Source organism: Curtobacterium sp. MCJR17_043 (genome assembly GCF_003224315.2).
Taxonomy (GTDB): Bacteria; Actinomycetota; Actinomycetes; order Actinomycetales; family Microbacteriaceae; genus Curtobacterium.
This window is the reverse complement of the sequence record NZ_CP126259.1, coordinates 2,947,110-2,966,180: the sequence shown is the minus strand read 5'-3', so window position 1 is coordinate 2,966,180 and position 19,071 is coordinate 2,947,110. Positions and strand designations below refer to the sequence as shown.

At 73.1% G+C, this 19,071-nt stretch carries 16 protein-coding genes, 1 tRNA gene and 4 pseudogenes; 20 read left to right on the top strand and 1 reads right to left on the bottom strand.

Annotated elements, in window-relative coordinates:
• The first annotated feature begins 190 nt into the window (after positions 1 to 190).
• The 20 genes and pseudogenes from DEJ15_RS15425 to DEJ15_RS18960 form a co-directional block, all read left to right on the top strand.
• Positions 191 to 895 (top strand): GntR family transcriptional regulator, encoded by a 705-nt coding sequence (locus tag DEJ15_RS15425; RefSeq protein ID WP_110826003.1) that lies wholly within the window; start codon positions 191 to 193, stop codon positions 893 to 895.
• A gap of 319 nt (positions 896 to 1,214) precedes the next feature.
• A tRNA-Ser gene (locus tag DEJ15_RS15420) sits at positions 1,215 to 1,303 on the top strand.
• A gap of 382 nt (positions 1,304 to 1,685) precedes the next feature.
• Positions 1,686 to 2,354 (top strand): PstC family ABC transporter permease, encoded by a 669-nt coding sequence (locus DEJ15_RS15415; RefSeq protein WP_284175232.1) that lies wholly within the window; start codon positions 1,686 to 1,688, stop codon positions 2,352 to 2,354.
• 66 nt (positions 2,355 to 2,420) lie between these two features.
• The gene (locus DEJ15_RS15410) at positions 2,421 to 2,666 is read left to right on the top strand and encodes an ABC transporter permease (protein WP_284175231.1); all 246 of its coding nucleotides are present in this window, start codon (positions 2,421 to 2,423) and stop codon (positions 2,664 to 2,666) included.
• A gap of 2 nt (positions 2,667 to 2,668) precedes the next feature.
• On the top strand, positions 2,669 to 4,030 hold the full coding sequence (gene pstA, locus DEJ15_RS15405) for a phosphate ABC transporter permease PstA (RefSeq protein ID WP_258366010.1): 1,362 nt from the start codon (positions 2,669 to 2,671) through the stop codon (positions 4,028 to 4,030).
• Positions 4,027 to 5,094: pseudogene (locus DEJ15_RS15400) on the top strand (phosphate ABC transporter substrate-binding protein PstS); the annotation flags it as partial. The gene pstA and the pseudogene DEJ15_RS15400, both read left to right, overlap by 4 nt.
• A 202-nt stretch (positions 5,095 to 5,296) precedes the next feature.
• Positions 5,297 to 5,458 carry a hypothetical protein gene (locus DEJ15_RS15395; protein WP_284176328.1) on the top strand — a complete coding sequence of 54 codons (162 nt, stop codon included), beginning with the start codon at positions 5,297 to 5,299 and terminating at the stop codon, positions 5,456 to 5,458.
• 76 nt (positions 5,459 to 5,534) lie between these two features.
• Complete coding sequence (locus tag DEJ15_RS15390; RefSeq protein WP_284176327.1) at positions 5,535 to 5,720, top strand: hypothetical protein; 186 nt, start codon at positions 5,535 to 5,537, stop codon at positions 5,718 to 5,720.
• On the top strand, positions 5,717 to 6,328 hold the full coding sequence (locus DEJ15_RS15385) for a hypothetical protein (RefSeq protein WP_284176326.1): 612 nt from the start codon (positions 5,717 to 5,719) through the stop codon (positions 6,326 to 6,328). Before DEJ15_RS15390 ends, DEJ15_RS15385 begins: the two co-directional genes overlap by 4 nt.
• Positions 6,329 to 6,497: 169 nt before the next feature.
• Positions 6,498 to 7,367, top strand: a complete 870-nt coding sequence (locus DEJ15_RS15380) for a hypothetical protein (protein ID WP_284175230.1) — start codon at positions 6,498 to 6,500, stop codon at positions 7,365 to 7,367.
• Between the two features lie 296 nt (positions 7,368 to 7,663).
• Complete coding sequence (locus tag DEJ15_RS15375; RefSeq protein WP_284175229.1) at positions 7,664 to 8,311, top strand: hypothetical protein; 648 nt, start codon at positions 7,664 to 7,666, stop codon at positions 8,309 to 8,311.
• Between the two features lie 67 nt (positions 8,312 to 8,378).
• Positions 8,379 to 9,170 carry a hypothetical protein gene (locus tag DEJ15_RS15370; protein ID WP_284175228.1) on the top strand — a complete coding sequence of 264 codons (792 nt, stop codon included), beginning with the start codon at positions 8,379 to 8,381 and terminating at the stop codon, positions 9,168 to 9,170.
• The gene (locus DEJ15_RS15365) at positions 9,167 to 10,438 is read left to right on the top strand and encodes an Ig-like domain-containing protein (protein ID WP_284175227.1); all 1,272 of its coding nucleotides are present in this window, start codon (positions 9,167 to 9,169) and stop codon (positions 10,436 to 10,438) included. The genes DEJ15_RS15370 and DEJ15_RS15365 overlap by 4 nt, the downstream gene beginning before the upstream one ends.
• Positions 10,439 to 10,836: 398 nt before the next feature.
• Entirely contained in the window at positions 10,837 to 11,520 is a 684-nt protein-coding gene (locus tag DEJ15_RS15360; RefSeq protein WP_284175226.1) for a sortase, read from the top strand.
• Positions 11,521 to 11,537: 17 nt separating this feature from the next.
• Entirely contained in the window at positions 11,538 to 12,425 is an 888-nt protein-coding gene (locus tag DEJ15_RS15355; protein WP_110826008.1) for a phosphate ABC transporter ATP-binding protein, read from the top strand.
• 54 nt (positions 12,426 to 12,479) lie between these two features.
• Complete coding sequence (locus DEJ15_RS15350; protein ID WP_110826009.1) at positions 12,480 to 13,490, top strand: glycosyl hydrolase family 18 protein; 1,011 nt, start codon at positions 12,480 to 12,482, stop codon at positions 13,488 to 13,490.
• 72 nt (positions 13,491 to 13,562) lie between these two features.
• Positions 13,563 to 14,558: pseudogene (locus DEJ15_RS19745) on the top strand (AAA family ATPase).
• A complete protein-coding gene (locus DEJ15_RS15335; protein WP_502866120.1) occupies positions 14,558 to 15,268 on the top strand; it encodes a hypothetical protein in 711 nt (236 codons plus the stop codon). The pseudogene DEJ15_RS19745 and the gene DEJ15_RS15335 overlap by 1 nt, the downstream one beginning before the upstream one ends.
• 77 nt (positions 15,269 to 15,345) lie before the next feature.
• Entirely contained in the window at positions 15,346 to 15,894 is a 549-nt protein-coding gene (locus DEJ15_RS15330; protein WP_502866119.1) for a hypothetical protein, read from the top strand.
• Positions 15,895 to 16,577: 683 nt separating this feature from the next.
• Positions 16,578 to 17,537: pseudogene (locus DEJ15_RS18960) on the top strand (transglutaminase TgpA family protein); the annotation flags it as partial.
• 1,140 nt (positions 17,538 to 18,677) lie between these two features.
• Here the strand turns inward: DEJ15_RS18960 and DEJ15_RS18955 are convergent.
• Positions 18,678 to 18,791, bottom strand: a pseudogene (locus DEJ15_RS18955) (TetR family transcriptional regulator); the annotation flags it as partial.
• Between the last annotated feature and the right edge of the window lie 280 nt (positions 18,792 to 19,071).

The window sequence follows — 19,071 nt, the reverse complement described above, 5'->3', positions numbered from 1 at the left end:
GAGCGTCACGTCCTGTGATCCTCGTGGCCACGGCCCGTCCTGGAGGGCCGTGGTCACGGAGGCACCATGCGGAACGCGAGAACGACGAATGGACGACGGGCGACGGCCGAACGGGCCGTCGCCCTCCACATGCAACTGAACAGGGCCGTTGTCCACCGTGCCGTCGGGGTGGTGTCCCGTCAGGGCCGCCATGCGTGACGGTGACGTGATGACCGGCCTCCTGCGCCCCGATCGTGATGTCGCCCATCCCGGCGACCCCATCGCCGTCCCGCGCAACCTGCTGCGCGACGCCGTCTTCGCGCGGATGCTCCGGAGCATCCTGCGCGGTGACTACCGGCGCGGCCAGCGCCTCCGGCTCGATGCGCTGGCGGACGACATGCAGGTCTCGCGGACGCCCGTCCGTGAAGCCCTCGTCCCGCTGGAGGCCATGCGGCTCGTGGTCGTCCAGCGGTACGTCGGCGTCGTCATCGCGCCGTGGACCGTCGGGCAGATGGTGGAGCGCACGCGCATCGCCCGGTCGATGCTCGTCGACCCGCCGACCAGCTGTGCGCCCACCGACGAGCCGTTCGACGCCGTGGTCCTGCGCGACTGCCAGTCCGAGGCGGGGGCGTTCGTCGAACTCGCCGTGTGGGTGCTCCGCCGCTCGGGAGCACCGGTGAGCGCGGACTGGCTCCGGTCGCAGCAGCCGGTGCTCGACGTCTTCCACACGGACGACATCGCCCGCGCGAACGGCATCGACGTCGCCGCGGACTGGACCAGTCGCATGCACCTGGTCAAGGCGGCCCGTGCCGCTGCCCTGGCCGACGACGTCATCCGGTGCGCGGCCCGTTTGATCGAGCTCGCCGAGCTCCTCATCGCCCTGCCCGAACGGTTCCGGAGCGCGGAGTCCGCCTAGCGCTGCCGGGCACGCGGTCGCTGCTGCGTGCTGGCAGAGACGACGTCGCTCCCCGGGCGGGCGCCGGGCGATCGGGGACGCCGGGCCCAGGCCACGGGGAGCGACGTCTGGGTGCTGTGTCGTAGCGACAGGGCACGGATGCCCCGGAATGTGATCGCCACGTCCCGACGAGACTATGCAGCGGGGTACACGCTGGCAAGCCCCCCGCCGTCCCCACTTCGGGGGGACCGACCGCGCCGGGGTCGGGTGTAGCGCTGCCGGACCGTTTCGTCCCGGCCCTCGTCCTCCTGTATGGTGGTGGGAGTGCCGTCAGGCACCTGGAGACGTCGCATAGTCAGGCCGAGTGCACCACCCTGCTAAGGTGGAGTCCCCTCTAGGGGACCGAGGGTTCAAATCCCTCCGTCTCCGCACTCCTCGAAGCCCCGGTTCCGCAGCAGCGGACCGGGGCTTCGTCGTCGGCCGAGCTCCTCGGTGCGCGGGCTACGACGCGGAACAAGTTAGCACCCGGAACGAAACTGCCTCCTGACCAGGGCTTTGCCGCGGACCTGCAGGATGCCGGCGGTCCGCGTACCCCGGGGGACAGATCCTGACCCCCCGATCCGGGGACTGGTGCATCGGAGATTCCCCAGAATCCGCTAGGAGTCCCCTGTTGTTCATTTCCGGGTCACGGATCAGTTGATCCCGGGAGGGCTGCGGTTCGCCATCCGACTGCCACTGTGATGCCGCCGAACCGGAGAGCAGCACTCCGTCGGTCGCCCGAGCAGCTGCCCCGGAATCCCGAAGGATCACGTTGTCCACAGATTCGCCCCGCCTCCTCACGGTCGTGCGGGACCCGTCGGACGTCAGGTTCCGGTTCATCGCCCGTGCTGGCGGGGTCGCGGTCCTCACGATCATGTCGCTGGTCGGCCTGTTCCTGGCGTTCCGCGCCTCCGAGGCCCTCCGCGTCGCCGGTTTCAGCTTCCTCACCACGCAGGCCTGGGACCCGGATGCCCACCGCTTCGGCATCGCGGCCGTCCTGGTCGGCACGATCCTCATCGCCTGTGTCGCGATCGCCCTCGCCGTCCCGCTGTCCCTCGGCACCGCGCTCTACATCACCGAGTACGCACCGACCCGTGTGCGGAAGTTCTTCATCGGGCTGGTCGACCTGATGGCCGCGATCCCGAGCGTCGTCTACGGCCTGTGGGGGGTTCTTCTTCCTGCAGGGGCAGATCACCCCGGTGTCGCGGTGGATCTCGCAGTGGTTCGGGTGGATCCCGCTGTTCCGCGTCGAGGGGATCGACCTGGACGACCCGCTCGCGTCCTCGACCGTCTACACGGCGTCGACCTTCATCGCCGGCATCGTCGTCGGGCTGATGATCACCCCGATCGTCACCTCGATCATGCGCGAGGTCTTCTCGCAGGCACCGCTCGGCGAGCGGGAGGGGGGCGCTCGCCCTCGGGTCGACGAAGTGGGGCATGATCCGCTCGGTCGTGCTGCCCTTCGGCCGTGGCGGGATCATCGGCGGCACGATGCTCGGACTGGGCCGTGCGCTGGGGGGAGACCATCGCGGTCTACATGATCATCTCGCCGGTGTTCGTCATCCAGCCGCACGTCCTGCAGGCCGGCGCGAGCTCGGTGTCGTCGCTCATCGCCCTCCGCTACGGCGACGCGACCCCGTTCGGGATGTCCGCCCTGATGGCGGCCGGCCTGACCCTCTTCCTGATGACCCTCTGCATCAACTTCGCCGCGTCCGCGGTCGTCGCCCGTTCACGGTCCGGAGCCAGCAGCTAGCCATGACCGAGATCACCCAGGCGCCGTCGGGCGCCACGACGCCCCTGCCCGCCATGACCCGCCGCACAGCGGTCCCGACCAGCCCGCCGACCGCTGCGGGCCCGTCCGGTGCCGGAGCCGGCACCGTCCTGCCGCTGGCCGAACGGGCCTCCGAGCCGGACCGCGGTCCCGAGGACCGCCGCGTCGGCGGGGTGCGGATCAGCGACCTGCTCTGCCACGTCGGCGCGGGCCTGGCCTCCCTCGCCGTCACGGTCGTGGTCTTCACCGACCTGGCACCGGTGTCCGGTCCGATCGCGTTCGCCGCCGTCGCGTACGTGATGTTCCTCGTGTTCTACGCGCTGCTGGTCGCGACGACCGAGAACGCCGCCGTGGTGCGGGACCGCGTGGTGTCGGCGGCCGTCCACACCCTGGCGTTCGTCGTCGTCGCCACACTCGTCTTCGTCGTCGGGTTCAGCGTCGTCCGGGCCACCAGGGCCCTGCCGCACGCGAACTTCTACACGCAGGACATGGCACTCACCGGGCCGCTCGACCCGATGACCTCCGGCGGCGTACTGCACGCCATCGCCGGGTCGCTCATCCAGATCTCGATCGCGCTCCTCATCACCGTCCCGCTCGGGATCACGACCGCGCTGTTCCTCACCGAGGTGCCGGGGCCGTTCGCCCGGTTCGTCCGGACCATCGTCGAGGCGATGACGGCCCTCCCGTCGATCGTCGCCGGGCTGTTCATCTACGCGAGCGTCATCGTCGGGCTCGGCGTCGACAAGTCCGGCTTCGCGGCGTCGCTCGCGATCAGCGTGATGATGCTGCCGATCATGATCCGGTCCGCCGACGTCGTGCTCCGTCTGGTCCCGTCGACCCTCAAGGAGGCGTCGATCGGGCTGGGCGCGGGGCAGTGGCAGACCGTCTGGCGCGTCGTGCTCCCGACGTCGCGGTCCGGTCTCGTCACCGCGATCATCCTGGCGACGGCGCGCGGGATCGGCGAGACGAGCCCGGTGCTGCTCACCGCCGGGTACGCGCCGGACCTCAACATCGACCCGACGAACGGCCCGATGATCTCGCTGCCCCTGGCGATCTTCGAGTTCGTCAAGTCGCCGGAGCCGAACATGATCGCCCGCGGCTTCGGCGCCGCCGCGGTGCTCATGTCCCTCGTGCTCGTGCTGTTCGTCATCGCCCGCGTGATCGGTGCGCAGACCGTCGCGACCCGGGAACGCCGCAACGACCGCATCCGTGCCGCCGGTCGACTGGTCCGCCGCGGTCTGGCCGCCGTCGCACCCGCCGTCCGTTCCGCCCGCCGGTACGTCGACCGCCACGTGGACAGCCTCAACTCCCGCCTGACCGACTCCTCCCCGAAGGACCCCTCGTGACCACCCGCAGAAGACGCACGATCGGTGCGCTCCTGGCCGCCGCCGTGCTGGCCCTCACGACCCTGCCCACCACCGCCGCGAGCGCGGCCGAGAACTACGTGCCCATCTCGGGCGCCGGTTCCTCGTGGAGCTCCGTCGCCATCCAGCAGTGGGCGGTGAACGTCCAGCAGTACGGCATGAAGGTCCGGTACGCGAGCACGGGGTCGTCCGACGGCCGCAACCAGTTCAAGGCCGGCACGGTGGACTTCGCGGTGTCCGAGATCCCGTACGGCATCAAGGACGGTGGGGTCACGGACGACCCGCCGACCGTGGGGTACGGCTACATGCCGGTCGTCGCGGGCGGGACGTCGTTCATGTACAACCTCAGCTCGGGTGGCAAGCAGATCACGAACCTGCGGCTGTCCGGTCCGGTGCTCGCCGGGGTGTTCACGGGGAAGATCACGAGCTGGGACGACCCGGCGATCAAGGCGGACAACCCCGGCCTCGAGCTCCCGAAGCGTCCGGTCGTGCCCGTCGTCCGTTCCGACGGCTCCGGCTCGACCGCGCAGTTCACCACCTGGCTGAGCAAGAAGTACCCGTCCGAGTGGAACGCGTACTGCAAGCAGGCCGGACGTCCGCTGCCGTGCGGCGTGACGTCGAACTACCCGACGGTCCCGGGCAAGGGCTTCATCGCCCAGCCGAACTCGCAGGGTGTCTCCGGCTACGTGGCGCAGAAGGCGAACGTCGGCACGATCACGTACGTCGAGTACTCCTACGCACTGAAGACCGGGTACCCGGTCGCGAAGGTGCTCAACAAGGCGGGCTACTACGTCGAGCCCACCGCCTCGAACGTCGCCGTCGGGCTCCTCGGGGCGAAGATCAACGAGGACAAGAACTCTTCGGCGTACCTCACGCAGGTGCTCGACGGCGTCTACGACAACGCGGACGCGCGCACGTACCCGCTGTCGTCGTACTCCTACATGGTCATCCCGACGACCACCGACGCCAGCCTGACCCCGGCGAAGGGCAAGACCCTCGCCGCGTTCGACTACTACTTCCTGTGCGAGGGGCAGCAGCAGGCCGAGGTCCTCGGCTACTCGCCGCTGCCGATCAACCTGGTGCAGGCCGGTCTCGAGCAGGTGCGCCGGATCCCGGGGGGCGGTCGCGAAGGACGTCGACATCCGGAAGTGCAACAACCCGACGTTCTCGGCGGACGGCACGAACACGCTGGCGGCCAAGGCCCCGCAGCCTCCGGCCTGCGACAAGCTCGGTGCGGAGCAGTGCACCGTGGGCACCGGCGGCGCGAAGGCCACCGAGACGCCGAGGCAGACCCAGGCCGGCTCGAAGGGCGGGGGGAGCGACGGGCGCGTCCGGTTCCGGCGGCTCCGGCGAGGGCGCCACGGCGACGTCCGGAGGCTCGTCCTCCGGAGCCTCCGGCTCCGGCGGTGAGGCCCTGTCCGGCGGTGGCAGCGGCGGTCCCGGCGGCACCGGTGTCGCAGCGAACGCGGTCGGCAACGGCTCCCCGGTGCAGTGCGACGCCGACAGCGGTGTCTGCCAGAACGTCGCGGCGCTCCCGGTGTCCGTCGACGCGCTGCACGGGTGGAGCTCGCGCCAGACGCTCATGCTCGTCGCCGTCGCGGCCCTGCTCGCCCTCGTGCTGCTGCCGCCGTTCATCGGCGTGCTCGTCTCCCGACGGAGGGTCCGCAAGTGAAGAACCAGCACCTCGTCCGGCTCGGCTCCGCCGCGCTCGCCTTCGGCATCATCACGACGACGGTCGCCGGGTCCCTGCTCGTCGTGACCGCGCCCGCCTCGGCCACCGCCCCGACGGACAGCTCCGCGATGACCCTTACGTGGGAGGAGGCCCAGGCGTCGCTCGGCGGCGGTCAGGCTCCGGGCACCGGCACGCCCGACCCGGACGCCGAGACCTTCTCGGGGATGACCTTCCGGGTGAGCCAGACGGAGGAGCTCACCGACCAGGGCATCACGGTCAGCTGGAGCGGAGCGAAGACGACCTCGCCGAGCGAGTACGCGACCGACTACGTGCAGATCATGCAGTGCTGGGGCGACGACCCGGCCGGTCCCTCCCCCGCAGCAGTGCGTGTGGGGTGCGCCGTCGGCCGCTGTCAGCAGCCGGACCGGCGTCGGCGCCGCCAAGCGGGACCTCGTCCGCGGCGACGACCCCGTGCAGGACACCACCCTCGTCGGCGAGCAGGCCGACCCGGACCTCATGCTCGAACCGCCCGCCGAGAACCCGTTCCTCAAGGCGTACCGGATGCCGTTCCGCGCGGTCGACGGCACCCTGGCGAAGACCTCCACTGAGCTGTCCAAGCAGTTCGACGCGAACACCTCGAACGAGGTCACCGCCGGTCGCACGGCGGGTGACGGCACGGGGCAGGTCGTCTTCGAGACGCAGTCCGGGCTCGAGGCGCCGCAGCTCGGGTGCGGCCAGGAGGTCGCCGGCACGAGCACGCCCCGGTCCTGCTGGCTCGTGGTCGTCCCGCGCGGCTCGCACAACCTCGACGGCAGCACCGCCGACTCGACGGCCGCCGGTCGCGTGACCGGGTCCCCGTTGTCGGCCTCCGCGTGGCGCAACCGCGTGGTGTTCCCGCTCGGGTTCCAGTCCGTCGCGCAGTCCTGCCCGATCGGCAACGCCGAGGAGCGCCTGGTCGGGTCGGAGACCGCCACCGAGGCCGTCACCGCCTGGCAACCGGCGCTCTGCGGCCTCGGGACCACCTACGGGTTCTCCCAGATCGGCGACGGTGAGGCCGCCAACCAGATCGTCTCGGAGGTGGACGGCTCTTCCCGTCTCGCCCTCGTGACCAGTCCGCTCGCGAAGGCCGTCGCGGCGGAGCACACCATCCGGTACGCGCCCGTCGCGCAGTCCGCCGTCGTGGTCGCGTTCACCATCGACTACCGCCTGTACCCGGACGCACCCGCGAAGGTGCGTGACGGCCTCCAGGCCCTCGACCTGACGCTCGACGCCCGCCTCGTCGCGAAGCTGCTGACGCAGTCGTACCAGGCCGACGTCCCCGGTCGGGGCAGCGGGAACACGACCCTGCAGGGGAACGCGGCCAGCCTCGTCACCGACCCGGAGTTCCTCGCGCTCAACCCGACGTTCGTCGGGTCGAAGAGCGACACCGCCCCGGCCGGGCTCATGGTCGCGCTCGGCAACGCCGACGCGAACGGCCGGGTGTGGTCGTGGCTGCGCTCCGACCCGGTGGCGGCCGCGTTCCTCGACGGCCGTCCCGACGAGTGGGGGGATGCGGATCAACCCGGCGTACCGGTCGCTGGCGCTCGCCACCGACACGAGTGTGGACAGCTTCCCGAAGGCCGACCTGACCATCGCGAAGGGCGGTGACCCCGACGAGACCGGCTACGGCACGCTCGACATGCGTCCCTACATGAACGACATGCACGAGGGGGGCGTACCGCACCCTCAAGGCCGACCCGAACGAGAAGAGCTCCTGGAACCCGTTCGGGCAGCCGAAGGGCTACACCTCGCTCGGTGCGCAGGTACCCGGCAGCCGGTTCGTCCTGACGATCACGGACGCCGCTTCGGCCGCGCGCTACGGCCTGCCGACCGCGAAGCTCGTGAACGGAGCCGGCGAGGCGGTCGCACCGACACCCGAGTCGGTCGCCGCAGGCGTCGCCACGATGCGCGCGTCGACCGTTCCCGGGGTCGTCGTCGCGGACCCGGCAGACCGCACCCCCGGCGCCTACCCGCTGTCGATGCTCAGCTACGCCGCCGTCAACGTCTGCGCCGCGACGCCCGAGGAACGCCGCGCCTACGCGGGGTTCATCGGCTACGCGGCGGGCAAGGGGCAGGTCCAGGGCGAACGGCAGGGCGAACTGCCCGCCGGGTACGTGCCGCTGCCCGCCGCCATGACGACCCAGGCGGAGACCGTCGCAGCCGACCTCGTCGACACCCGTGCCGTCGCCGCCGCCTGCCCCGAGGCCGCCCCGGCCGCTCCGGGGACCGGCGAGACGCCGGAGGCGGAGGCCCCACCGGCCTCCGCACCGGAGGACCAGTCGCTGCCCGTCGGGACGACCGACACCGGCTCGACGTCCACCGGTCCGGTGTCCGCTCCCGAGGTCCCGGCCGTCCAGGAGCCGTCGTCGAACGACGTCGACCAGGCCGCCGCCGCGGACGGACCCGACCACCGCACCACGGACCAGCCCCTGGCCGCGACCCGCATGGGACTCGCCGCCGCACTCGGGGCCGGCGTGCCGGCCCTCGGCATCGGTCCGTTCCTGATCCGCCGCGGACGGAGGCTGGCGATGCTGGCCGCCGCCCACGTGTGACCCCGTTCCACCCCATCGACTGCTGCCACCTGGGCCGCGTCGGAACCCACGAAAGGAACCACCAGCCATGAAGGCGAACACCTTCTGCAAGATCGGCGTCACGTTCGGGGCGACCGCCCTGATCGTCGGTGCCCTCGCCGTGCCGGCCGCCCAGGCGGACCCGGCCGGCAACGCGTTCGGCACCCTCGTCGGACTCGGCTCGGACACCACGCAGGACGTCATGAACGGCGTGGCGACGGCCGTCGGCGGCGGACAGATCGCCTCCTACGACGCGGCGAACGCCGGTCCCTCGGTGGTCACCCGTGCCGGCGGCAAGGCGATCCCGCGCGTGTCCGGATCCGGTGCCGGTCGTGACGCGCTCCTCGTCGCCATCGGTGCGATCGCCAGCAAGTCCGGCGTCGCGCTGGCCGACGGCACGAGCACGACGGTCGACTCCTCGGTGGTCGGTCAGCTCGACTTCGCCCGGTCCTCGAGCGGCCCGTCGAGCACCGCGTCCGACGGCGTCGTCGCGTACGTCCCGTTCGCCCGCGACGCCGTCGACGTGGCGTACGCCCCCCGGCAGCCAGCTCGCGAAGGTCCCCTTCTTCGTCGGCGACGGCACCCAGGCGAAGACCGCCCCGACCCTGTGGAACGTGTACCGCGGCGACGTCACCCACGCCTACTTCAGGGCCGACGGCTCGTACGACTCCGTCGGCTCGTCCGCCACCGGCCCCGACGGCACCACGGCCGTGAAGATCAAGCCGCTCCTGCCGAAGTTCGGCTCGGGCACCCGCAGCTACTTCCTCGGCAAGCTCGGCCTCACCGACGCCTCCGGCTTCACCTCGACCAGCCCGTTCGTGTCCGACACGGTGGCCGGTGAGCCGATCGAGGAGCACAACGGCCAGGCGATCGTCGACAGCACCACCGGGGGGAACGCTCGCCCTCGCCCCGTTCTCGGTCAGCCAGTGGGTCGCGCAGGCGAACGGCGTCGGCTCGGTCAAGGACCGTCGCCACGGCGTGGTGCTCGCGCCGCTGAGCGTCGTCGACGGCAAGCAGGCCCCGGCCACCACCGGCAGCGGCTCGTCGTACGCGACCAACCCCGCGTACGCCGGCTTCGTCCGCGACGTCTACAACATCGTGCCGTCCCGCCTGGCCGACGACCCGTCGAGCGCGATCGCGAAGACCTTCGTGGGCAAGGACTCGCTCGTCTGCAAGCAGACCGCCACGATCGCGGCCTACGGCTTCCTCCCGGAGCCCGCCACCACGCCGGCGACCACCTGCGGCTACGACCAGCTGCGCTCGGTCACCGCGTCCCCGAGCACCACGAAGCTCACCGTCCCGGCGACGGCCACGGCGGGCAAGGCCGTCACCGCATCGGTCTCCGTCGACTCGTTCGGCGCGGGCGGTGGCACGGTCAAGGTGTTCAAGGGCACCACGGTCGTGGGCATCGGCACGATCGCGCGCGGCGCCACGACCGGCACCGCCTCGGTCACCCTGCCCGCCGGATCGGCCTCGGTCACGGCGCTGTTCGTCCCGGCGCTCGCCGGTGTCGCGTCCAGCAGCTCCGCGCCGTCCACCGTCGACGTGGCCCCTGCGACCGCCGTGGCACTGACCGCCCCGAAGCTCACGGTCGGCAAGACCGCGAAGGTGGCCGTGACGGTCACCGGCGCGGACGCAGCCGGCGGCACGGTCACGCTGAAGAACGGCAAGGAGACCCTCGGCACCGCCCAGGTGGCCGCTGCCGGCACCGCGACCGTCTCGTTCGTCCCGAAGGCGGCCTCGTACAAGCTCAGCGCGGTCTACGTCGGGAAGGCGTCGGGCACGACCGTGACGAGCCCGACCGTGTCCGCCGCGGCGGCCAAGGGCACCGCGACCGTCACGGTCAGCGCGATCAAGTCGGTCAAGGCCTCGGCCAAGGCGAAGGTCGCCGTCCGGGTCTCCGGCGCCGGCTCGGTGCCGACCGGGACCGTCACCGTCAAGGAGGGCAGCAAGAAGCTCGCCTCCGGCACCGTGTCGAGCAAGGACGGCCGCGTGACCGTCACCCTGCCGAAGCTGAAGGCCGGCACCCACAAGCTGACCGTGTCCTACGGCGGCAGCACGACCTGGAACAGCGCCAGCAAGGCCGCGACCCTCAAGGTCACCAAGTAACACCCCCTGCCCGGTCGGCCGCACCGCGGCCGACCGGGCCCCTCCCACCACTGCGATGGACGAGACCATGACCAGCACCCCCTCCCGACGGGACCGGCCGGCCCGACGGCTGCCCGTCCTGCGCCGGCCGACCTCCCGACGCACGGTCCGTCGACCTGCCGTCCGCCGCCCGACCAGCGGGTGGTCGACGGAGCCCGTCGGCCCCGCCGCCCGGGCACTCCCGGTACTCGGCCGGCCCGAGCGGTGGCGGTTCGGCGGGTCCGCGCTCGTCGTGGTCGGGTTGCTGCTGGTCGGGTTCGCGTTGCAGTTCATCGCCGTCTCGCAGGTCTCGTACGTCCGCGACCAGCAGCTCGCCCTCGACGCCTACCGGTTCGAGCTCGCGAACGCGACCGCCCCCCGTGGGGCAGACCGGGCCCGACGGCCGTCTCGTCGCGGACGGCACCCCGGTCGCCCTCCTCCGGGTCCCCGCGATCGGCCTGCGCTCGGTCGTCCTCCAGGGCACCACGTCGGACGTCACGCGGTCCGGCCCGGGTCACCGGCGGGACACCCCGCTCCCCGGACAGGCGGGGGCGAGTGTCGTGTACGGACGCCAGACGGCCTACGGCGGCCCGTTCGGCCGCATCGCCGAGCTGCACCGCGGCGACACCCTCACCGCCACCACCGGCCAGGGCACCGCCCGGTACCGCGTGACCGACGTGCGCCGGACCGGCGACCCCGTCCCGGCCCCGATGGCGGTCGGTGACGGTCGGCTGACACTCGTCTCCGGTGCCGGGCTGCCGTTCCTTCCGCACTCCGTCGTCCGCGTCGACGCCGAGCTGGTGTCCGACCCGGCGCCGACCCCCACCCCGGCCTTCGGCTACTCCAGCCTCGAACCCCGCGAGCTCACGATGGCCGGCGACGGGACGGTCTGGCCGTTCGTGGTGCTCGGGCTCATCGTGCTCGCCGCGATGGTCGCGCTCTTCACGGTCGGGATGCGCCTGTGGGGCCACCGGCAGACCGTCGTGGTGGCCGTCCCCGTCGTGCTCGCCGTCGGACTCTTCGCGGCCTCGCAGCTCACCCTCCTGCTCCCCAACCTGATGTGACCGGAAAGGCCACCACCATGACCGACACCGCCACCACGGTCGACGAGTTCGACAGCTGGTTCGCCCCCGGCACCGCCCCCGGCGCAGTCATCGGCACCGACACCCCGACCGAGCTCCTCCCGACGCTCACCCCGGCCACCCTCGACGCCCGTGACGTGTCCGCCTGGTTCGGCGACCACAAGGTCCTCGACCGGGTCTCGCTGACCATGCCGGCCGGTCAGGTCACCGCGCTCATCGGGCCGTCCGGGTGCGGCAAGAGCACGTTCCTCCGGACGCTCAACCGCATGCACGAACTCGTCCCCACGGCGTCGCTCGCGGGCGAGGTGCTGCTCGACGACGTCGACATCTACGACGCCTCCCGCCGCATCACCGAGGCACGACGCCAGATCGGCATGGTGTTCCAGAAGCCGAACCCGTTCCCCGCGATGAGCATCGCCGACAACGTCCTCGCCGGCCTCGCCCTCACCGGGGTCAAACTCGACAAGAACGCGAAGACCGACCTGGTCGAGGAGACCCTGACCAAGGCCGGGCTCTGGAACGAGGTCAAGGACCGCCTCCGGCAGGCGGGCGGCGGGCTCTCCGGCGGCCAGCAGCAGCGCCTCTGCATCGCCCGGTCGCTGGCGGTCCGGCCGCGGGTCCTCCTGATGGACGAACCGTGCTCCGCCCTCGACCCGACGTCGACGCGCCGCATCGAGCAGACCATCACCGAACTGGCGCGGGACGTCACCGTCGTCATCGTCACGCACAACATGCAGCAGGCCCAGCGTGTCTCCGACCGGTGCGCCTTCTTCCTGGCCGAGGCCGGCACCCCGGGCGCGATCGTCGAGCACGGTCCGACCGACGCGATGTTCGGTGCGCCGCAGGACCCGCGCACCGCCGACTACGTCAACGGCCGGTTCGGGTAGGCGGAGCGCGCCACCGCCGGGCGGCACGTCCCGACCGCACGGTACAGTCGGCGCGTGCAGCGACGATCAGTGGTGGTGACGGCCGGCGTGCTCGCGGCGGGCCTCGTGCTCGGCGGAGGTGCCACAGCGGGTGCGGTGACGACCGAGGCGTACATCGGCCCCGGTCCGCACGCGGTGTCCCGTGTCGCGGACGCCGGACAGCGGGCGACCACGATCGGCGTGGACGGCGTCACCCTCCGGGACGACGGGAAGGCCCTCGCCGCGGCACCCGACGGCCTGGCGCGTCTCGCCCGCACGGCACACGCGGCCGGTGCCCGGTCGGAGCTGCTCGTGAGCAACTTCTCGGAGACCCTGGGCGATTTCTCGCCCGAGACGGGCACGGCCCTGCTCGCCGACGCGACGAACCGCGACCGCGTGGCCCGCGCGCTCGCCCGGACGGCGCAGCGCGACGGCTTCGACGGCGTGCAGATCGACCTCGAGTCCCTGCGGGAGCAGGACCGACCGGGCCTCGTCGCGTTCATCGACGCGGTACGGGCGGCGGTCCGCGAGCGACTGGGCCCGAGCGCGAGGACGTCCATCGCCGTGATGGCCTCGACGGACCGGGCGGGCTACCGCGACACCGGCTACGACCTGCGGGAGATCGCCCGCCGTGTCGACCGGGTCGTGCTCATGACCTACGACCAGCACGGGCCGTGGAGCGGTCCGGGGACGATCGGTGCCCTCCCGTGGACGCGGCAGGTCGTCCGGGCGGCGCAGTCCGCCGGCGTCCCGCGCGGTCACATCGACCTGGGCGTCGCCGGGTACGGGTACGTGTGGGGCCCCGGGGCCGTGGACCGCTCGTTGACCGTGGCGCACGCGGCACGGCTGGCGGGGGACCGGGCACGGTGGTCGGCGCCCAACGGCGAGTGGTCGGCGACGCTTGCGGACGGTCGGGAGCTGCACTGGTCCGACGCCCGCTCCTACCGGGTGCGCCAGGACCTGGCCCGCGAGCTCTCGCTGCACGGCGTCGCGATGTGGTCCCTGGACTCCATGCCGCTGCCCAAGGACCGTCCGCGCAACCGGTGACACATCCTCCGCTGGCTGTCATCGCGCCGGGGTAGCATCGCCGCACATCGACCCCGTGGCGAGGAGACCTGCGTGCCGGACCTGACCCACCGAACCGTCCCGATCGACGTGATCCAGGAAGCCGGGGCGGCCATCGCCTCGTCGGTCGCGACCGTGGTGGACGGCAAGCCCGACGCGATCCGCACGGCCCTCACCGTCATGCTCGCCGAGGGCCACCTGCTCGTCGAGGACGTCCCCGGCGTCGGCAAGACCGTGCTCGCGAAGGCGCTCGGGGCGTCTGTCGGGGGGGTCGGTCAACCGAATCCAGTTCACGTCCGACATGCTCCCGTCCGACGTCACCGGCGTGAACATCTACGACCAGTCGTCCGGCACCTTCCGGTTCTCACCGGGGCCGGTCTTCGCGAACGTCGTCATCGGCGACGAGATCAACCGCACCAGTCCGAAGACCCAGTCGGCCCTGCTCGAGGCCATGGCGGAGTCGCAGGTGACCGTCGACGGCGTCACCCGGCCGCTCGAGTCCCCGTTCATGATCGTCGCCACGCAGAACCCGGTCGACATGGAGGGCACCTACCCACTGCCGGAGGCCCAGCGGGACCGCTTCATGGCCCGCATCGCGATGGGGTACCCGAGCGCCGGGGCGGAACGGCGGATGCTGTCAGCTCGGGGGGGCGCACGACCCGCTCGGCGACCTGCGCCCGGTCGTCGACGTCGACACCCTGCGGTCGATGATCGCCGCCGTCCGCACCGTGCACGTCGCCGCGGACGTCGAGGCGTACATCGTCGAGATCGTCCGCGTCACCCGCACGCACCCCGACCTGCTGCTCGGCGCGAGCCCCCGTGCGACCCTGCACCTGGCGCAGGCCGCCCGCGCCGCCGCGGCCCTCGCTGGACGCCCGTTCGTCACCCCGGACGACGTCGCGGCGCTCGCGCCGGTGGTCCTCGCCCACCGACTCGTCCCGGTCGCCCGCGGACTCGGGGGGCGCGGCAGAGGACACCGCCCGCGAGATCGTCGTCCGCATCGTCGCCGACACCGCGGTGCCCTTCACCGCCACGCCCGTCCGGTCCTGATGGCGGACCAGCGTCCCCTCGCCGGGCGGCGAGCGCGTCGCACCGGCGCGACGCGCTCGGTGCTGTCCCGGTACGGACGGCGGGGGCTCGGGATGCTGCGGCGCACGCCGTTCCCCCCGCCCGACGCTCCGCGGCTGGACCGTGACGGTGGCCGGCATCGGCCTCGTCCTCGCCGGACTGGCGACGTCGATGAGCGTCGCCGTGACCGCCGGGCTGCTCCTCGTCGTCCTCGTCGTGCTCGGCGTCGTGACCGCACTCGCCGTGGCGGCGCCGCTCCGGGCCTCCCGGTCGGCACCTCGCGCGGTCGTGCAGGTCGGCGAGGTCTACCGGGAGCGGGTGACGCTCCGCGGCTCCGGCATGCGGTTCGCACCACGGTCGACGCTGCTCGTCACCGAGCAGCTCGACGACCTGTTCGTCAGCACGGCGGAGCCGACGTCGCTCCTGGCCGTCGGGCCGGCGACGCCGCCGGCCGTGCTCGACGTCGAGGCCCTCGCGATCTCCCGGGGGCGCGGCCTGGTCGGCCCGGTGACGGTCCGTGTCGAGGACCCCTTCGGCCTGCTGCGGATCGACCGGCCCGTCGTGTCCGCGGAGGAGGTCGTCGTCGTGCCCGGGTCCGTCCCGCTCGCGGCGCTCGACTCCGCAGCGCTCGCCGGGGCCGTGTCCGCCGACGAGGGGCGGGTCGGGCAGGGCGGGTCCGCCGACGACAGTGAACTGCGCCCCTACCGGCCCGGCGACCCGATCCGCCGTGTGCACTGGGGGGCAGAGCGCCAAGCGGGGCGACCTGCACGTGCGCCAGACCACCCAGGCCCAGCCGCCGGAGGCGGTCCTCGCGCTGGACGTGCGACGGGAGTCGTACCAGCAGCTCGGCCGGGACGACCTGGCCGAACTCGCCGACCTCGGTGGCGACCAGGCCTTCGAGCACGCCGTCGTGGTGGCTGCCAGCGTCGCCCGGGCGCTGTCGGCGCGGACCTCGCGCGTGGCCCTCGTGACCGACGGACCCGGCGGGGACGTCCGGCACAGCGGCGACGCCGGCGGGCTGTCCGAGGTCCTCGTCGGGCTCGCGGACGTCTCCGTGCGGAGCGGTGCCCGCGACGTGCCCGAGGTGCTGCACGGCGTCCGGGGCCGGGACGTCCACGGGATGACGGCCGTGGTGACCGGACACTGCACCCTCGACCAGGCCGCGGAACTCGTGTCCGCCACGAACGGGTCGAGCCGCGGCCTGCTCGTCACGGTGGTGCCGCCGGACCCGGCCGTGCGGGGCGTCCTCGACCGGGCCGGATGGCGCGTGGTCGTCGTCCCGGTGCCGGGCAGCACGACGGCGGGGCATGCCCGGTGACCGCCGACCCGACCGCGGACGGACAGCACGCATGACCGCCACCAACCCGAGCCGCCCTCGGCCCCACGTCGACGTCCGCGAGGTCCTCGCCCGCGACGACCGCCGGCCGGACCGTCCCGACGCCCGCGTCGTCGCACTGGCCCCGGTGCCGGTGCTCGTCGCCGCCCTCGCGATCCGTCCGCTCGTGCAGGGGACCGCGTGGTGGGTGTCCGGCGTGCTCGTCACCGCCGTGCTCGTCGCCGTCGTGCTCGCGTTCCGGTCCCGCCCGCGCGGCGCCCGCTTCGTCGCGCTCGTCGCCACGCTCATCGTCACCTCGTGCGGGGTCGCGCTCCTCAACGGCTCGGCACCGCTCAGCTGGCTCGACCAGAGCGGTGCGCTCGGACAGACGCTCGCGGCCATCCGGCTCAACCCCGCGCCGCTGCCGCAGACCGACGCGATCCGCCTCGTCGTCACCGTCGCGATCGCGTGGGTCGCCGGCGCGTCGCTGTTCCTGGCCGCGATCGCCCCGACGGCGGCGCTCGCTGCCGTGCCCGCGCTCGTGATCCTGCTCGTGCCGGGGATCATCACGGGGGGAGGCCCCGTCCGTGTGGCTCGTGGTCCTCACCGCGCTCGCCTTCCTCGCGCTCCTCTGGACGTCCGTCCGTCCGGTGCAGCGGGCGCTCCCGGCCGCTGTGGTCGGTGCGATGGGGCTCGTCGTCGCGGTCGGGCTGCCGACCCTCGTGCCGCTCGACTCGGGGTGGCTCTCCGGCGTCACCGGCTCGGTCCGGTCGCCGATCCAGCCGGGCCGTCCGGGGACGCTGCTCGAGCTCGGGCAGGACCTCCGTCGCCCGAGCGAGCTCGAGGTGTTCCGGTACCGGTCGGCCGACGGGCAGCCGCAGTACCTGAAGCTCGCCGACCTCGACGAGTTCGGGACCGGGGACTGGGTCCCGACCGTGACGGACGCCAGCACCGCCGACACCGCCGACCAGTCCCGGTGGGCGGTCGGCGTGAACCCGCGGCTCGCCGGCCGTACCGACGTGACGGTCCGCATCACCGGGCTGTCGAGCAACTACCTGCCCCTGCCGGCGGGGGCGATGTCGGTCGAGTCGCAGTCGACCAACCTGGACCTCACCCAGTGGCGCTGGTCGGGCGACACGAACACGGTCCGGTCCGCCGGGCCGGCGACCGCGCGCGGCGCCACGTACGAGGCGTACGGCGCATCGGTGTCGGCGAACGCCTACCTCGACGCCGTGGCCGCGTCGGGGCGGCTCGGCCAGGCGGACGGCCGCGGCTTCCGCACCCCGTCCGCGGCGCAGCTCCGGACCGACACCGCGCTCCCGGACGACCTGCCGGCGGTGATCGCCGACACCGCCGCCCGGGTCGAGGGGTCGACGACGGGCGACTACGAGCGGGCACGTGCGCTCGAGCAGTGGTTCCGCAGCGGGCTGTTCGAGTACTCGGAGACGGCCCCCGTCGAGCGCGGGTACGACGGCGACAGCATGGACGTCGTCGCGACCTTCCTGCGGGAGCGATCGGGCTACTGCGTGCACTTCGCCTCCGCGATGGCGGTCATGGCCCGCACGCTCGGCATCCCGTCCCGCATCGCGGTGGGGTACCGGGCCGGAGGCGCGAAGGAGGACGGCGAGTACACGGTGTCGAACCGGCAGCTGCACTCGTGGCCGGAGCTGTACATCCGCGGGGCCGGCTGGGTCGCGTTCGAGCCCACACCGGCGTCGGACGCCGCCGCGCAGGCCGAGTCCACCCCGACGTCGACGCCGTCGGCCGCCCCCCTCCGAGACGCCGTTGCCTGCTCCTGGCGAGACCACCGCGCCCTCGGCCTCACCGAGCGCCGAGCCGAGTGCGGGGGCCGGGGCGGACGCGACCGGCGGGACGGGCGGTGGGGATGCTTCCCGGGCCTGGGGCGTGCTCGTCGGACTGCTCGTCGCACTCGTGCTCCTCGTCGCGCCGGGCCTGCTGCGGGCGGTCCGTCGTCGCCGTCGGACGGCCGCGGTGTCCGCCGGCCGCGACCCGGCCGTGACCGCGTGGCGGGAACTCCTCGACGACCTCGACGACCACGGGTTCGCCCCGGTGTCCGCGTCGCCGGGCGACGCCGCCGCCGCCGCGCGGACGGCACGGGCGGTGCTCGGACGGCTCCGTGCGACCGTCCCGTCCGCGGTGGTCCCGCTCCTGGAGACGGTCGTCGACGCGGTCGACCGGGAACGGTACGCGGCGGGTGGTGCGGCCGACCCGCAGGTGCTCGTGACGGCACTCCGGGAGGCCCGGACCGTGCTGGACGCGGCCGTGTCCCGCCGGCAGGTGCTGCGGTCGCGGCTGCTCCCGCCGAGCCTGCTGCCCTCGTCGGCGTGGACGCACGGGCGACCGGTCAACGCGGCCGGATGACCGCCTCGACGAGGGCGGCGACGACGTCGCCCGGGTCGGCGTCGTCGAGCGCGGGGGGCGTCGAACACGGTCCCGGAGTTGGCCGCGACGAGCAGCGTGGCGAAGGTGTCGAGCGGCATGCCGGGGTCGAGCTCCGGGTGCGCGGCGAACCACCGGTGGACGAGTTCGCGGACGCCGTCGTGCAGGTGTCGACGCTGTCGGACGAACTCGGGCATGAACTCGGGGTGGCGGATCGCGTAGCCCCGCAGTTCGGAGAGCAGTGCGAACTGGGCGCTCTGGTCGTGCCGGCCGAACGCGGCGCGGACGACGTCCCCGACGTCCGCGGCCTCGATGTCGACCCGGACGAGCTCCTGCAGCGAGCGGAGCACGAGGTTCGTGGCCCGTTGCATGACCTGCCCGACCAGGTCCTCCTTCGACGAGAAGTTCGAGTAGACGGCGCCCTTGCTGAACCCGGCGGCGGCGGCGATGTCGTCGAGCCGGGCTTCGTGCACGCCCTGCTCGGCGAAGGCCCGGGCGCCGGCGGTGAGCAGGCGCTCCCGGACCTCGGCGCGTGGCGTGCGCGGGACCGACCTCGTGCGCTCGGGACCGGGGGTGTGCGGTTCGGGTGCGTCGGTCATCGGATCCTGTTCCGGGACTCTGCTGGTCGGTGTCGGGGCACCGCCGGTGGTGACGGCGGTGCGTGCGGGTCGGGGAGCCGCGCCGTGCGTCGGTCGCCGCGCGGGCGGCAGCCCCTCGTGCCCGCACGTCCCGGACGGGACCGCCGTCTTCGGGTCACGTCGGTGCGACGACCGGGTGTGC

Bases quoted from the DNA above. Each gene is read 5' to 3' on its own strand.
- DEJ15_RS15425 (WP_110826003.1), top strand. From the start codon at position 191: ATGCGTGACGGTGACGTGATGACCGGCCTCCTGCGCCCCGATCGTGAT.
- pstA (WP_258366010.1), top strand. From the start codon at position 2,669: ATGACCGAGATCACCCAGGCGCCGTCGGGCGCCACGACGCCCCTGCCC.
- DEJ15_RS15375 (WP_284175229.1), top strand. From the start codon at position 7,664: ATGCGCGCGTCGACCGTTCCCGGGGTCGTCGTCGCGGACCCGGCAGAC.
- DEJ15_RS15370 (WP_284175228.1), top strand. From the start codon at position 8,379: ATGAAGGCGAACACCTTCTGCAAGATCGGCGTCACGTTCGGGGCGACC.
- DEJ15_RS15355 (WP_110826008.1), top strand. From the start codon at position 11,538: ATGACCGACACCGCCACCACGGTCGACGAGTTCGACAGCTGGTTCGCC.
- DEJ15_RS15335 (WP_502866120.1), top strand. From the start codon at position 14,558: ATGGCGGACCAGCGTCCCCTCGCCGGGCGGCGAGCGCGTCGCACCGGC.